We start from the raw sequence: 13,196 nt of genomic DNA on the forward strand, positions 1-13,196 counted from the left end.
GCCGTCACAGGCCGGCCACCAGAGCGTCGTTCTTGGCGGCGACCTGCGCCTCCAGGTCCGCCGCGAAGGCGTCGAGGCGCTCGGACAGCGCGTCGTCGCCGATCGCGAGCATCTTCACCGCGAGCAGTCCCGCGTTGCGCGCGCCCCCGATCGAGACGGTGGCGACGGGGACGCCGGCCGGCATCTGCACGATCGAGAGCAGCGAGTCGAGGCCGTCGAGGCGCGCGAGCGGCACGGGGACGCCGACGACGGGGAGGGAGGTGACCGCGGCCAGCATCCCGGGCAGGTGGGCGGCTCCGCCGGCGCCCGCGATCACGACGCGCAGACCCCGTGCACGCGCCCCGCGGCCGTAGTCGATCATCGCCTGCGGGGTGCGGTGGGCCGAGACCACGCGGACCTCGTGCGCCACGCCGAACTCCGAGAGGGTCGTCGAGGCGGCCTGCATGACCGACCAGTCGGAGTCCGAGCCCATCACGACGCCGACGAGCGGAGAGGGACCGTTGACGAGCGCGTCGGCGCTCACGGGGCGGTACCGGCGGGGGTGGCGGAGGGCGTGGGGCGGGTCACGGCCACCATGGTACGTCTCAGTCGGTGAGAACGGCCGCCGCGGCACGCGCCTCGTAGACGACGAGCTCGAGCTCGTCGCCGGTGGCGTTGACGTGCCCGACCTTGCGTCCCGGACGCGGCTCCTTGCCGTAGTTGTGCACCTTCACCGACGGGTGCGCGGCGAGCACGAGCGGGTAGCGGTCGGTCAGCGACTCCCCCACCGGACCGCCGAGGACGTTCACCATCACGGTCCACGGATCGCGGCAGCCGGTCGCGCCGAGCGGCAGGTCGAGCACCGCGCGCAGGTGCTGCTCGAACTGCGAGGTGGTCGAGCCGTCCATCGTCCAGTGCCCGCTGTTGTGCGGGCGCATCGCCAGCTCGTTGACGAGCAGGCGGTCGTCCGTCGTCTCGAACAGCTCGACCGCCAGCACGCCGGTGACGCCGAGGCTCTCGGCGATCGTTTCGGCGATGTCGGCGGCGGCGTCCGCGAGGCGGCCCGCCGAGGCGGGCGCGGGAGCGAGGACCTCGGCGCAGACGCCGTCGCGCTGGATCGACTCCACCACCGGCCAGAGGACGCTCTCGCCCGAGGGGCGCCGGGCGACGAGCTGCGCGAGCTCTCGGCGGAAGCCGACCAGCTCCTCGACGAGCAGCGCGCCGCCGCGGCCGTCCTCGGCGAGCGCCGCGAACCAGTCGTCGGCCTCGTGCGCGCCGTGGACGACGCGGACGCCCTTGCCGTCGTAGCCGCCGCGCGCGGTCTTGACCACGCCGCGGCCGCCGTGCTCGTCGAGGAACGCGGCCAGCTCGTCGGCGGAGGAGACCGCCGCCCAGTCGGGCACGGGGACGCCGAGCTCGGTGAGGCGCTGCCGCATCATCAGCTTGTCCTGGGCGTAGAGGAGGGCGTCCGGGCCCGGGTGCACGGCCACGCCCTCGGCGACGAGCCGGCGCAGGATCGCCTGCGGCACGTGCTCGTGGTCGAAGGTGACGACGTCGACGGTGCGGGCGAATCCGAGCACCGTCTCCTCGTCGCGGTAGTCGCCGACGCGGGTCGCGGCGAGGCCCGCGGGAGCGCCCTCGGCCTCGGCGAGCACCGCGATCTCGAGGCCGAGCTCGACCGCCGCGGAGATCATCATCCGGGCGAGCTGGCCGCCTCCGATCACACCGACGCGCATGACGATCCTCCTGGTTCCGCCCGCGGGCGCGGGGCGGCTCCATGGTAGCGAGGGGCGCGGACGCGGCGAGGGCTCCGTCGCGGACGCGGCGGTCAGAGCGGGTCGGGCGCGGGCCAGTCGGGCAGCGGCATCGGGATCGCCGCGATCGCGTCCCGCAGCAGCTCGGCGACGAGCTCGGGGTCCTCCACGTCGCGCAGCACGAACGCCTCGGCGCCGTCCCGGGTGATCCGCACGTCACCGCAGCGGGCGACGCGCTGGCTCAGGCTCCGCGAGACGCCGACCGCCATCCGCGGGTCGAAGTCGAGGTCGGCGCGGCGCACCGACAGGACGCCTCGGCGGGCGTGCAGCCCGCGCTGCGTGATCCGGTAGCGGATGCTCGCCCAGCCGGCGATGCCGGGCACGCAGAGCAGCAGCACGAGCACGGCCGTGCCGAGGGCGATGATCCAGCGCTGCAGCTCCAGCTCGAACTGCGCGGCGAAGTAGAAGCCCGCCCAGGTGAGCAGGAGGAAGCCGGCGACCGGCGCGACGGCGCGGCGGGCGCGCGGCGTGAGCCGGGCGAGCTCCCGGTCCCCCTCCGCGAGCCGGTCCCGGCCGCCGGCGCTCACTGGCGCAGGTGGGTGACGTCGCCCGCGGAGAACGAGCGCCGGGCGCCGTCCTGCTCGAGCACGAGCGAGCCGTCGTCGTCGAGCGCGACCGCGGTGCCCTCCTCGACGGAGCCGTCCGGCAGCTCCACCCGGACGGAGCGGCCGAGGGTGCCGAGGTGCGCGCGCACGACGGCGGCCGACCCCGCGGAGTCGGCGTCGCCGAGCGCGAGGAGCGGCGCGAGCAGCGCCGAGAACTCGGTGAGGAAGGCGGCGAGCACGGCGTCGGCGCCGGTCGTCGCCGCGCCGGCCAGGGCGAGGGAGGTCGCCGTCGGCACGGGCAGCTCCTCCTCGCTCAGCAGCAGGTTGATCCCGGTGCCGACGATCACGCGGCCGTCGGCGAGGCGCTCGGCGAGGACACCCGCCGTCTTCCCCCCGTCGATCAGCACGTCGTTGGGCCACTTGACCTCGACCGCGGCGCCGACCAGCGGGGCGAGCGCCCGCGCGAGGGCAGCGCCGGCCAGTAGCGGCAGCCAGCCGACCGCCGCGGCGGGGAGGGCCGCCGCGTCCACCAGCGTCGAGGCCGCCAGCGTCCGCCCGGCGGGCGCCTGCCAGACCCGCCCCAGGCGTCCGCGGCCCGCGCGCTGGTCGTCGGTCGCCACGACGGAGAGGTGCGGCCAGGCTGCGGGCTCGGCCGTCGCGCGCTCGCGCAGCTCGTCGTTGGTCGAGCCCGCGCTCTCGAGCCAGAGGACCTGCGGCGACACGGAGAGGGAGAGCGGGAGCTGCATGCGGCCACGCTACCGGCGGGCCCCGCGAGAAGCCCCGGAGCCGGTCGCCGGCGCCGCGGCTTGTGCGGACCCTCCCACCGGACCCGCCGCTCCCTGTGCGGGTGCGACAACGGAGGGGTCCATCCGCGCCGATAAGGTGGGCGAGTGACCGCGAACATCGAACGTCCCGCGCCCGATCTCTTCACGACCGCGGGGAAGATCGCGGACCTGAAGGCCCGCTACCACGAGGCGGTCACCGCCAGCGGTGAGGCCGCGATCGAGAAGCAGCACGCCAAGGGCAAGATGACCGCCCGCGAGCGGATCGACACCCTCCTCGACCCCGGCTCGTTCGTCGAGCTCGACGAGTTCGTCCGCCACCGCACCCACGCGTTCGGCATGGAGAAGAAGCGGCCCTACGGCGACGCCGTCGTGACCGGCACCGGCACCATCCACGGCCGCCAGGTCGCCGTCTACTCGCAGGACTTCACGATCTTCGGCGGCTCGCTCGGCGAGGTGGCCGGCGAGAAGATCATCAAGGTGATGGATCTGGCGCTGAAGACCGGCGTCCCGATCATCGGCATCCTCGACTCCGGCGGAGCGCGGATCCAGGAGGGCGTCGTCGCCCTGGGCAAGTACGGCGAGATCTTCCGCCGCAACACCGCGGCGAGCGGCGTCATCCCGCAGATCTCGATCATCTGCGGCCCCGCGGCCGGCGGCGCGGTGTACTCCCCCGCCCTCACCGACTTCGTGATCATGGTCGACAAGACCAGCCAGATGTTCGTCACCGGCCCCGACGTGATCAAGACCGTCACCGGCGAGGACGTCGGCATGGAGGAGCTCGGCGGCGCGCTCACCCACAACAAGATCTCGGGCGTCTCGCACTACCTCGCCAGCGACGAGAACGACGCGCTCGACTACGCGCGCACCCTGCTCTCCTTCCTCCCCGACAACAACCTCTCGCCCGCGCCGGTGTTCGACAACGAGGTCGACCTCGAGACCACGGACTCCGACCGCTTCCTCGACACCGTCATCCCCGACAGCCCGAACCAGCCGTACGACATGCGCGCCGTGATCGAGCACATCGTCGACGAGGGCGACTTCCTCGAGGTGCAGCCGCTCTTCGCGCCGAACATCGTGATCGGCTTCGGCCGGGTCGAGGGCCGCTCGGTCGGCATCATCGCCAACCAGCCCAGCGCGATGGCCGGCACCCTGAACATCGAGGCCGGAGAGAAGGCCTCGCGCTTCGTCCGGTTCTGCGACGCGTTCTCGCTGCCGATCCTCACGCTGGTCGACGTCCCCGGCTACCTGCCCGGCACCGACCAGGAGTGGACGGGCGTCATCCGCCGCGGCGCGAAGCTGCTCTACGCCTACGCGGAGGCGACCGTGCCGCTGGTGACCGTCATCCTGCGCAAGGCCTACGGCGGCGCGTACATCGTGATGGGCTCCAAGCAGCTCGGCGCCGACATCAACCTCGCCTGGCCGACGGCCGAGATCGCGGTGATGGGCGGCCAGGGCGCCGTCAACATCCTCTACCGCAACGAGATCCGCAAGGCCGAGGAGGCCGGCGAGGACGTCGCGGCCGTCCGCACCCGGCTGGCGAACGAGTACACCTACAACGTGGCGAGCCCGTTCCTCGCGGCCGAGCGCGGCGAGCTGGACGGGGTCATCGAGCCGTCAGCGACCCGGGTGTCGGTGATCAAGGCGCTGCGCGCGCTGCGGACCAAGCGCGCGAACCTGCCGGCCAAGAAGCACGGCAACATCCCGCTCTGAGCCGCGGTCAGCCGGCCGTCGGCGCCTTCTCGGGCCTCGGCGCCGTCGGCTTCTCCTGCGCCGGCTTCGCGGCGCCGGGCTTCTCGGCGGCCGACTTCTCGCTGCCGGACTTCTCGGCAGCGGGCTTCTCGTCACCGGGCTTCTCGGCACCGGGCTTCTCCGCACCCGGCTTCTCCGCGGGCGGTGCCTTCTCCTCCGGGCGCGCTCCCAGCGCCCGGGCGAAGGCGAGCGCCTCGCGCGGGGAGACGTCCGGCAGGTAGGCGCGCCCGATCGCCGCGCCGATCCGCGGCAGCTGCAGCGCGTCCGGGTACGCCATCCACAGCCCCTCGTAGCGCGGGTGGAACTTGGCCTTGAAGCGGAACAGCGAGGTGAAGCCGTAGGCCGGCTCCAGCGTCCGCGCCAGGAACTCGAGCAGGCCCGAGAGCGCGGTCGGCTCGGGCGGCTGCTCCCCCTCCGGCACGGGCGCCGTCGCGAGCGGCGCGCCGGACAGCGAGACGAACTCCGCGCCCTGCTCCTGCGCACGGAGGGCGGCGGACGCGATCAGGAACTCCATGATCCCGGGCATCGCCTCGTCCGAGCGGCGCATGAAGTCGAGCGTCCAGCCGACGATCCGGCCGTCGCGGTGCACGGGCAGCCAGCTGGTGATCCCCTGCAGCACCCCGTCCGGGCCGACGGCGAGCAGCAGCGCGACGTCCGGGTCGCGCGCCTCGTCGATCCCGCCGAGCGTGAACCCCATCTCCGGCAGCGCCTTCTCGGACACCCACTTCTCGGACAGGTCGACGATCTGGCTGGCCATCCCCAGCGACAGCTCCGGCCAGCTCGTCCAGACCGGCTCGATGCCGAGCTTGATCGCGCGGGTGAGCGGGTAGCGCACCTTCTGCCAGCGCTTCCCGGTCAGCTCGAAGCCACCGAGCTCGATGATCGTCTCCTCGCCCACCGAGATCCGCGACCAGCCGAGGCCGTCGAAGACCGGCAGCAGCTCGTCGTGGACGCTGTAGAAGACAGGCGTCCAGCTCCGCTCGTCGCAGAAGGCGACGAAGCCGGCGACCACCTCCGCGCGCCGCTCGGGCGCGCAGGCCGGATCGGAGAGCGTGATCGCGACCCCGCCCACGACCCGGTAGGCGACTCCGCCCTCGCCGTCGGGGGCGATCCAGTGCTCGTTGCCCTGCCAGGTGCCCTGGTGGCCGAGGCTGCCGGCGCCGTGGCGCACGAGCAGCCGGCGGTAGACCGCTTCGTCGCCGCGCACGCCCTGCACGTCGGTGGCCCGCAGGAGCGCGATCACCGCGACGACGACGAGGAGCCAGAAGACCGGCCCGACCCACTCGAAGCCGAGGCGGGCGAGCGGCTCCCGCGGCACCGCCAGCAGGCCGTGCCCACCGAGGAAGCTCGACGGCACGAAGCGCAGCAGCCCGTCGAGGAGGAGCCGGCCGATCCCGAGCACCGGCTCGAAGCTGGTCCGGGTCGAGGCCGAGAGCGCGAGGTAGCCGCCGAGCGAGACGACGAAGCCGATGCCGACCACCAGTGACCAGCGGCGCGCCGACTCCCGCGGAGCCCGGATCCGGAAGTGCCTGCTGCCGACCGCCAGGAGGACGATGACCGCGACCGGGACGACTACGGTGGTGGCCACCCAGAGCAGGTACTCGGCGTAGTACTGGAAGTCGGGGTGCCGCGCCGCGCGCTGCAGAAGGACGATGTCGAGGATCGCGATGGCTGCGTTGACGCCGATCGCGAGCAGCAGACCGAGACGGCGCCCGGAGCGCATCCCGTACGCCGCGACGAGCAGCAGGATCATCGGGACGAAGGTGAGCAGGATCGGCCCGGGCGAGATCAGGTTCAGCCGCACGTGGTGCGCGCAGTGCCGGACCGTGGCGCCGCAGGGGTCCTCGAGATCGGCGGCGCCGGTGAACGCGCTCTGCAGCAGCCGGCCGAGGAACGAGAACGGCCCGTAGCCCGAGTCGGAGAGCACGGCGACGAGCGGACCGAGGGCGGTGACCGCGACCACCGCGGCGAGCAGGGCGCGCGACTCCCGGTGCGAGCTCGGCGCGGGGCGCTGCGGGCGCAGTCCGCTCACCCCGTGCGCCAGCACGGCCCCGATCGCCAGGCCGGCGATGCCCGCGAGGAGTCGGTACACGTCGGCGGAGTCGCCGGCGTAGAGCACGAACATCAGGACCACCGCGAAGACGGTGACGCGCAGGCGCCGGCGCCAGAGGCCGCCCATGAAGGCCGTCGCGGCCAGCAGCGCACCGACGCCGCCGATCAGCGGGTCGAAGGTGTGGTCGCCGACCGTGTCCCCGGCCCACCACTCGCCGACGGAGGCGCCGACGCTCTGCAGGGCCGCTCCGACCGTCGTTCCGAGCGCCCCGGTGAGCAGGAAGGCGAGGACCAGCCGGCGCGCTCCGAGACGGCGCTCGGCCGCGATCAGCAGCGGCAGGAGCAGGAGGACGACGAGGAGCAGCGCGGGCGGGCCCGACGCGATCAGCAGGCCGGTCACCGCGGCCCAGGGCCGGCCGCCGAGGATCGTGCCGGCGCCGGCCGCCCACCAGGCGCCGGTCTCGTCGCTCGCCGGGGCGAGAAGGGTGCCGGCCGCTGCGCTGGCGAGCAGGACCGCTGCGGTCGTCGCGAAGGCCGCGGGCGAGGACCGGAGGACCGCGGCGACGCGACGGGCGGAGGCGCGGCCGCGCTTCAGGGACCACGACGGCATGCGGTGACACTCCTGTTCGGACGGAAGGGGCGTCGCTCCGGCGGCGTCCGGCGTCAGCATAGTCACCGGCCCGCACGCGGGACCGTGAACGGCATGCGGTACCGTCGCGGGATGAGCGCAGCCGACTCCGCCCCCACCGTCGTCATCACCACTCCCGGCCTCGATGCGCGCGAGATCGCCGCCGTGACCGCGGTCGTGACCGCGCTCGCCGCGCAGTCGCACCCGGTCGCCGAGGTGCCGGTCGTCCCCAGCGGCGGCTGGAGCGACCGCGCCGCCGCCGTCCGGGCACCGCTGCAGCCGGCTCCCGGAGCCTGGCGCTCGTTCTCCGGCTGAGCGCTGCGGGAGGCCCGTTCGGGCCGGAACGACGTGGAACGCGGGTTTTGTACCCCGATTAGTCCCCTAAAGTGCCGACTACCCGGCCCTCGCAGTCCTCGGCATAGTTATGCGTGTTAGGTGCTCACTCCACGGAGGGGGCATCGCCAATCACTCGCCGACCAGGGTAAGCAGGCGGGTGTTTTGGGGGCGAGTGAGGGTGACATTCGGGTTGTCACCCTCACTCGGGGTTTGACGGCGGGCTGGGCCCCCTCTTCGGAGGAGTGGACAGCCCGCCGCACTCTTTTAACGGCGCGTCCGCCGCAGGGTCGCTCGGCGCGCCGGGGATCCGCAGCGCACCGACCGGCGCGGACGGCTCGGTTCAGTCCTCGAGGACGCCCTGCTCGTCGCGCCGGATCTCGACCCAGGCGTCCACCTCGTCGCCCGCGTCGTCCGAGCCGAGGGCGCCCGCGCTGCCGTCGCCCGCGGTCCGCAGGCCCACGACCGTCACCGCCGACGGCGAGTCCGCCGACGCCGTGCGGACGACGACGCGGTCGACCCCCTTACCGATGCCGCCGAGCGCCCGGGCGAGTTCGCGCAGCACCCGCCGGCTCTCCTCCTCCGTGGTCCGGTCCAGCCCGCCGTCGTCCAGCACCGATACCGTGACGCCCCGCCGCCGCGCGTCGAGCACCAGCCGGCGGACGTCGTCGTCCAGCAGCCGCCTCCCCCGGATCTCGTCCCGGACGGACGCCTCCAGCAGGGCGCACTCGCGGCGCTCCTCATCGGTGAGGCCCACCGGGCTGGTGGCGATGCGCAGCAGCATCTCGGAGGCGATGGTGCGGGTCTGCTCCAGCCGCACCTCCCGCTCGGAGAGGTGCGCCTCCTCCGCCGCGCGCCACGACGCGGCGGCCCGCTCGGCGGCCTCGAGCACGCGCGCCTCGGAGCCGGCGCGGCCGAGCTCGATGATCAGGAGCTGCGCGATGCCGACCCAGGCGATGCCGCCGACGACGCCGAGGGTCGCCAGAGCGACGGGACCCGCCCAGACCGTCGTGTGCACGATCAGGAACGCCATCCCGGTCCACGCCGCCAGGGGGCGCCGACGGGCGCAGACGATCGTCATGAGCGTGCCGACCGCCGCGATGTACCAGGTGGAGTAGCCGTTGGAGGCACCGGGGTCCAGCGACGGCGAGACGAGCAGCGGCAGCCCCACCGCCACTCCCGCCATCGCCCACGCGGTCACCGCGTTCATCCGCGTGGTCGAGCTCGGCAGGAGGGCGATCACGGTGGCGGCGATGTAGACGGCGACGGCCGTCAGATCGGCGGGAGTCGCGGGTGTCAGCCGGTAGGAGAAGAAGGCGAGGACGACGTGGTAGAGCGAGAAGCCCCCGCCCAGCGCGTAGAGCAGCGGGCGCGGGTAGGCGATCACGATCGGCCCTTCGCGGCGGGCCAGAGGACGACGACCCGGGTGCCCTCCCCGGGGACGGTGTCGACGCGTGCCGAGCCCTGCACCTGGTGCACCCGGTCGAGAATCGAGAGCCGGATGCCGAGCCGCTCGCGCGGGACGTCGGCGAGGAGGAAACCGCGGCCGTCGTCCTCGACGACGACCTCGACGGAGCACGCCGAGAGCTGCCCGCGCACCGATCGCCGGACGGCGTCGCTCGGACCGGCGTGCTGGACGCTGTTGGTCAGGGCCTGCCAGACCGCGCCGAGGACGGCTTCCGCGACCGGTCGCGGCATCGTCGTCGTCCGCGGGTCGACGTCGCCGTCGAGGACGACCCCGAACTCCGCCACGAAGGTCGAGGCCGCGTGCGACAGCTGCCGCTCGAGCAGCTCCAGCGGCACCTCTCCTGCGTCGAGGTCGGCCTCCTCGTCCGGGAGCAGCACCGAGAGCGTCTTCCGCGCCATCGAGGAGACGAGGGCGCGCTCGGCGCCCGACTCGGCCGTCGCCGCGGCGAGCAGGGTCGCGAGCACGTTGTCGTGCACGAGGGCGTCGACCTCGACCCGCTCGACCTCGCCGGCGTGCTGGCGCATCGCCCCCTCGTACTGCTCCATCGCGGTGCGCTGCGCACGGTCGACCCGGTCCGCCGACTGCCGGAGCACGGTGATCAGCACCAGCATGACGAAGCCGACGATGCCCACGTAGACGGCGTCGAGGGCGGCGCGGGTGGGCGACGCTCCGCCGCCCGAGGGGAGGACGCGCAGGACGCCGAACAGGATCGTGGTGACGGAGGCGTACACGATCGCCAGCCGCAGCGGCGCGACGATCGTGCAGAAGGCCGTGCCGATCGTCAGCAGGTACCAGATCCACGGCGTCTCCTGGGGGACGGCGTCAGGGCGGATCGTCAGCGGCCAGGTCAGCAGCGCGAGCAGGAGCGACGCGGCGACGACGGCGCCGCTGACCTGCGTCCCGCGCCGTGCGACCGCGGTGACCACCGAGGCGCCGAGCGCGCCGAAGACGACGACCAGCACGGGCCAGGCGACCTCGGGCCGCAGGACCGGGAGCTGACCGAGGATGGGCGGCACGGTCTGCAGCGCGAAGCCGAAGCCGAAGAACGAGACGACCGTGCTGATGATCCGGTCGATGCGCTCGCGGTTCGCCGGAGCGCGCGCGGGGACGACCTCAGCGCCCGGCATCGCCGTCGTCCGGATCGATGCCCGGCAGGATGCCGTCCTCCACGGCGCGGCGCAGCAGATCGACCTTCGTCGGGGCCGGCCGCCCGATCTCGACGTACTTGTCGCGGATCCGGTCGAGGTACTCCTTGGCCGTCGACACCGAGATCTGCAGGCGGTCGGCGACGAGCTTGAGCGGCAGGCCGGAGGCGTAGAGGTGCAGCACGTCGCGCTCGCGGCGCCCGAGCACCGCGCGGGCGAAGTCGTCGTCCGCGTCGATCGCCGACGCCCACTCGAGATTGTTCAGGACCTCGCCGCGCGCGACGGTGCGGATCGCGGCGACCACGGTCGACATCGGAGAGGACTTCGGGATCACTCCGGCGGCGCCCGCCGCGAGCGCCTCGCGAACGGCGACCACGCGGTCGGCGATGCTGTGGACCAGGACGGCCGAGCCGCGCACCTGGCCCCACTTGACGTTCGCCGTGATGCTCGATCCGTCGTTCAGGGAGAGGTCGAGGACGAGCACCTCGATCTCCGAGCCGCCGAGGACCTCCTCGAGCGCGCGCACCGTCTCGGCCGCGGCCACCACCTGCATCCCCGCGGCCTCGACGGCGGCGGCGACACCCAGGCGGACGGACTCGTGGTCGTCCACGATGGCGACCCGCACCCTCGGCGCGGCAGCGGACTCAGCGGTCATCGGTGGTCTCCCTCGGGCTCATGCTGGCGACGCCGCGCTCAGGTGTCTCGGCGCACGAGGCGGGCGACGGCCTCCACGTGCGAGGTGTGCGGGAAGAGGTCGAAGCCGTCGAGCCGCTCGAGCTCGTAGCCGCCCGCGGAGAGCGCGCCGACGTCGCGGGCGAGCGCCACCGGATCGCAGGCGACGTAGACCAGCTGCGCGGGCGCGAGCTCGACGAGGGCGTCGGTCACGGCGCGGCCGGCTCCCGCCCGGGGCGGATCGAGGACGACGGTGGCGGCCCGCCAGCGCTCGCGCTCGCGGGCGTCGGCCTGGGCGAGCGCGTCGCGGAGGTAGCGGTCGACCCGGGCGGTCACCGCGCGGGCACCGACCTGATCGGCGAGGTTCTCCAGGGCGTGCTCCGTGGCCCGCGCGTCGCTCTCCACGCTCGTGACCCGGACGCCGGCGCCGAGGTGGTCCGCGAGCGCGGCGGCGAGCAGCCCCACTCCGCCGTAGAGGTCGTGGTTCGCGGCGCGGACGTCGGCGACGCCGGCGTCGACGGCGGCCTGCACCGCGTCGAAGAGGGTCGCCGCGGCGCCGCGGTGCACCTGCCAGAAGCCGGAGCGGTCGACGCGGAAGGTGCGGTCGGCGACGAACTCGGAGACGACCGTGCGGTCCCTCCTGGCGCGCTTGTCGGACGGGTCGTGCACGAGCACGGCCGCGCCGTCCGAGCCGGCGGCGTCGACGAGGTCGACGACGGAACCCGGAGCCAGACGCTGGTCGAGCGGGGCCGCGGCCGAGGAGGCGGCGGTCGCGAGCGGCAGGCCCTCGACGTCGACGACGTGGTGACTGCGCGCGGCGTAGGGACCGACGCGGCCGGAGTCGTCGACGTGCAGGCGGTTGCGGGTGCGCCAGCCGAGGCCGCCGGACTCGTCGTCGCCCGCGACCGGTGCGACGACGACGTCGACCTCGCGCCGGGCGAAGCGGGAGAAGGAGTCGACCAGCACGGCGCGCTTGAGCTCGCGCTGGTACTCGAGCGCGGCGTGGCCGAACTCGGCGCCGCCGACGCGCTCCTCGGGGCGGCGGTCGATGCCCGCCTGCGCCCAGACGTGCTCGACGCGGTGCGGCGACGCCTCGAGCACCTCGAGCGCCTCACCGCGCCAGAAGCTGTCGTGGCGGATCTCGCTGACCCGCACGCGGACCCGCTCGCCGGGCAGCACATCGGGGACGAAGACGACCCGGCCCTCGTGCCGGGCGACGAAGACACCGCCGTGGGCGACGTTGCTAATGTCGAGCTCGATCTCGGTCCCGAGTGCCTCGCCGGTCCCCGCGGCTCGGTCGGACGCGCGGGGCGGGGTCTGTGCCATCCGTCGAGCATCCCACAGCGTGGGCCCGATCGCAGGGAGCCCTCGTGCGCCTCCACCTCGCCTCCACCTCCCCCGCCCGCCTGGCACTGCTGCGCGCCGCCGGGATCGAGCCCGTGGTCGTCCCCTCGGAGGTCGACGAGCCGGCCGCCGTCGCCCGGGCCGAGCGGGAGCGCGGAGCCGCGCTGGACGCCGACGCGACCGTGGCGCTGCTCGCCCGCGCCAAGGCGACGGCCGTCCTCGGGCCGGAGATCGACGGCCTGGTCCTCGGCGGCGACTCCGCCTTCGTGCTCGACGGCGTCGTGCACGGCAAGCCGCACGAGCCCGAGCGCGCCCGCGAGCGCTGGCGGGCGCAGCGCGGGCGCACCGGCCGCCTGCACTCCGGCCACTGGCTGATCGACCACCGCGGCGGGCGGATCGTCGCCGAGACCGGAGCGGTCACCTCCGCCGCCGTCACCTTCGCCGCGGACGTCGAGGACGACGAGATCGACGCCTACGTCGCGACCGGGGAGCCGCTCGAGGTGGCCGGCGCGTTCACGATCGACGGGCGCGGCGCCGGCTTCATCACGGCGATCGAGGGCGACCCGTCGACGGTGATCGGGATGTCCGTGCCGACGCTGCGCTCGCTCGTCCGCGAGCTCGGGGTGTCCTGGCCGTCGCTCTGGAACCGCTGACACCCTGGAACCGCTGACACCGCCCGCTC

The 13,196-nt window shown here is 74.1% G+C and carries 12 protein-coding genes; 3 read left to right on the forward strand and 9 right to left on the reverse strand.

The genetic code is table 11. From position 1 onward, the window contains the following. Positions 1-4: 4 nt before the first annotated feature. The 4 genes from purE to EDF43_RS05180 form a co-directional block, all read right to left on the reverse strand. Positions 5-472: a 5-(carboxyamino)imidazole ribonucleotide mutase gene (purE, locus tag EDF43_RS05165; protein WP_123445392.1), complete on the reverse strand. Its 468-nt coding sequence runs from the start codon at positions 470-472 to the stop codon at positions 5-7. A gap of 112 nt (positions 473-584) precedes the next feature. Continuing rightward, positions 585-1,721, reverse strand: a complete 1,137-nt coding sequence (locus tag EDF43_RS05170) for a 5-(carboxyamino)imidazole ribonucleotide synthase (RefSeq protein WP_132435864.1) — start codon at positions 1,719-1,721, stop codon at positions 585-587. Between the two features lie 86 nt (positions 1,722-1,807). Beyond that, on the reverse strand, positions 1,808-2,320 hold the full coding sequence (locus EDF43_RS05175; RefSeq protein ID WP_132435865.1) for a PH domain-containing protein: 513 nt from the start codon (positions 2,318-2,320) through the stop codon (positions 1,808-1,810). After that, entirely contained in the window at positions 2,317-3,084 is a 768-nt protein-coding gene (locus tag EDF43_RS05180; RefSeq protein WP_123735217.1) for a biotin--[acetyl-CoA-carboxylase] ligase, read from the reverse strand. The genes EDF43_RS05175 and EDF43_RS05180 overlap by 4 nt, the downstream gene beginning before the upstream one ends. Before the next feature lie 144 nt (positions 3,085-3,228). On the opposite strand from EDF43_RS05180, the gene EDF43_RS05185 reads away from it, so the two are divergent. Next, a complete protein-coding gene (locus EDF43_RS05185; protein ID WP_243582397.1) occupies positions 3,229-4,833 on the forward strand; it encodes an acyl-CoA carboxylase subunit beta in 1,605 nt (534 codons plus the stop codon). 7 nt (positions 4,834-4,840) lie between these two features. On the opposite strand, the gene EDF43_RS05190 is transcribed toward EDF43_RS05185, so the two are convergent. Continuing rightward, positions 4,841-7,534, reverse strand: coding sequence for a DUF2156 domain-containing protein (locus tag EDF43_RS05190; protein ID WP_132435866.1), 2,694 nt, complete (start codon positions 7,532-7,534; stop codon positions 4,841-4,843). Between the two features lie 111 nt (positions 7,535-7,645). Between EDF43_RS05190 and EDF43_RS05195 the strand changes: the two genes are divergently transcribed. Continuing rightward, a complete protein-coding gene (locus EDF43_RS05195) occupies positions 7,646-7,867 on the forward strand; it encodes an acyl-CoA carboxylase subunit epsilon (protein WP_123445310.1) in 222 nt (73 codons plus the stop codon). Positions 7,868-8,228: 361 nt separating this feature from the next. Here the strand turns inward: EDF43_RS05195 and EDF43_RS05200 are convergent, their stop codons facing one another. Genes EDF43_RS05200 through EDF43_RS05215 form a run of 4 tightly spaced genes read right to left on the reverse strand, consistent with a single transcriptional unit; the run spans position 8,229 to position 12,496 of the window. Next, positions 8,229-9,272 carry a hypothetical protein gene (locus EDF43_RS05200; RefSeq protein WP_132435867.1) on the reverse strand — a complete coding sequence of 348 codons (1,044 nt, stop codon included), beginning with the start codon at positions 9,270-9,272 and terminating at the stop codon, positions 8,229-8,231. Then, positions 9,269-10,480 carry an ATP-binding protein gene (locus EDF43_RS05205; protein ID WP_123735214.1) on the reverse strand — a complete coding sequence of 404 codons (1,212 nt, stop codon included), beginning with the start codon at positions 10,478-10,480 and terminating at the stop codon, positions 9,269-9,271. The genes EDF43_RS05200 and EDF43_RS05205 overlap by 4 nt, the downstream gene beginning before the upstream one ends. Further along, on the reverse strand, positions 10,467-11,153 hold the full coding sequence (locus EDF43_RS05210) for a response regulator transcription factor (RefSeq protein ID WP_123735213.1): 687 nt from the start codon (positions 11,151-11,153) through the stop codon (positions 10,467-10,469). Before EDF43_RS05210 ends, EDF43_RS05205 begins: the two co-directional genes overlap by 14 nt. A 38-nt stretch (positions 11,154-11,191) precedes the next feature. Then, entirely contained in the window at positions 11,192-12,496 is a 1,305-nt protein-coding gene (locus tag EDF43_RS05215) for a TRAM domain-containing protein (protein WP_132435868.1), read from the reverse strand. Positions 12,497-12,540: 44 nt separating this feature from the next. On the opposite strand from EDF43_RS05215, the gene EDF43_RS05220 reads away from it, so the two are divergent. Then, positions 12,541-13,167, forward strand: coding sequence for a Maf family protein (locus EDF43_RS05220; RefSeq protein ID WP_132435869.1), 627 nt, complete (start codon positions 12,541-12,543; stop codon positions 13,165-13,167). The last annotated feature ends 29 nt before the right edge of the window (positions 13,168-13,196 follow it).

This window comes from Rathayibacter sp. PhB179 (assembly GCF_004345345.1).
In the GTDB taxonomy this organism is placed as follows: domain Bacteria; phylum Actinomycetota; class Actinomycetes; order Actinomycetales; family Microbacteriaceae; genus Rathayibacter; species Rathayibacter festucae.

Bases quoted from the DNA above. Each gene is read 5' to 3' on its own strand.
- purE (WP_123445392.1), bottom strand. From the start codon at position 472: ATGGGCTCGGACTCCGACTGGTCGGTCATGCAGGCCGCCTCGACGACC.
- EDF43_RS05180 (WP_123735217.1), bottom strand. From the start codon at position 3,084: ATGCAGCTCCCGCTCTCCCTCTCCGTGTCGCCGCAGGTCCTCTGGCTC.
- EDF43_RS05190 (WP_132435866.1), bottom strand. From the start codon at position 7,534: ATGCCGTCGTGGTCCCTGAAGCGCGGCCGCGCCTCCGCCCGTCGCGTC.
- EDF43_RS05195 (WP_123445310.1), top strand. From the start codon at position 7,646: ATGAGCGCAGCCGACTCCGCCCCCACCGTCGTCATCACCACTCCCGGC.
- EDF43_RS05205 (WP_123735214.1), bottom strand. From the start codon at position 10,480: ATGCCGGGCGCTGAGGTCGTCCCCGCGCGCGCTCCGGCGAACCGCGAG.
- EDF43_RS05210 (WP_123735213.1), bottom strand. From the start codon at position 11,153: ATGACCGCTGAGTCCGCTGCCGCGCCGAGGGTGCGGGTCGCCATCGTG.
- EDF43_RS05215 (WP_132435868.1), bottom strand. From the start codon at position 12,496: ATGGCACAGACCCCGCCCCGCGCGTCCGACCGAGCCGCGGGGACCGGC.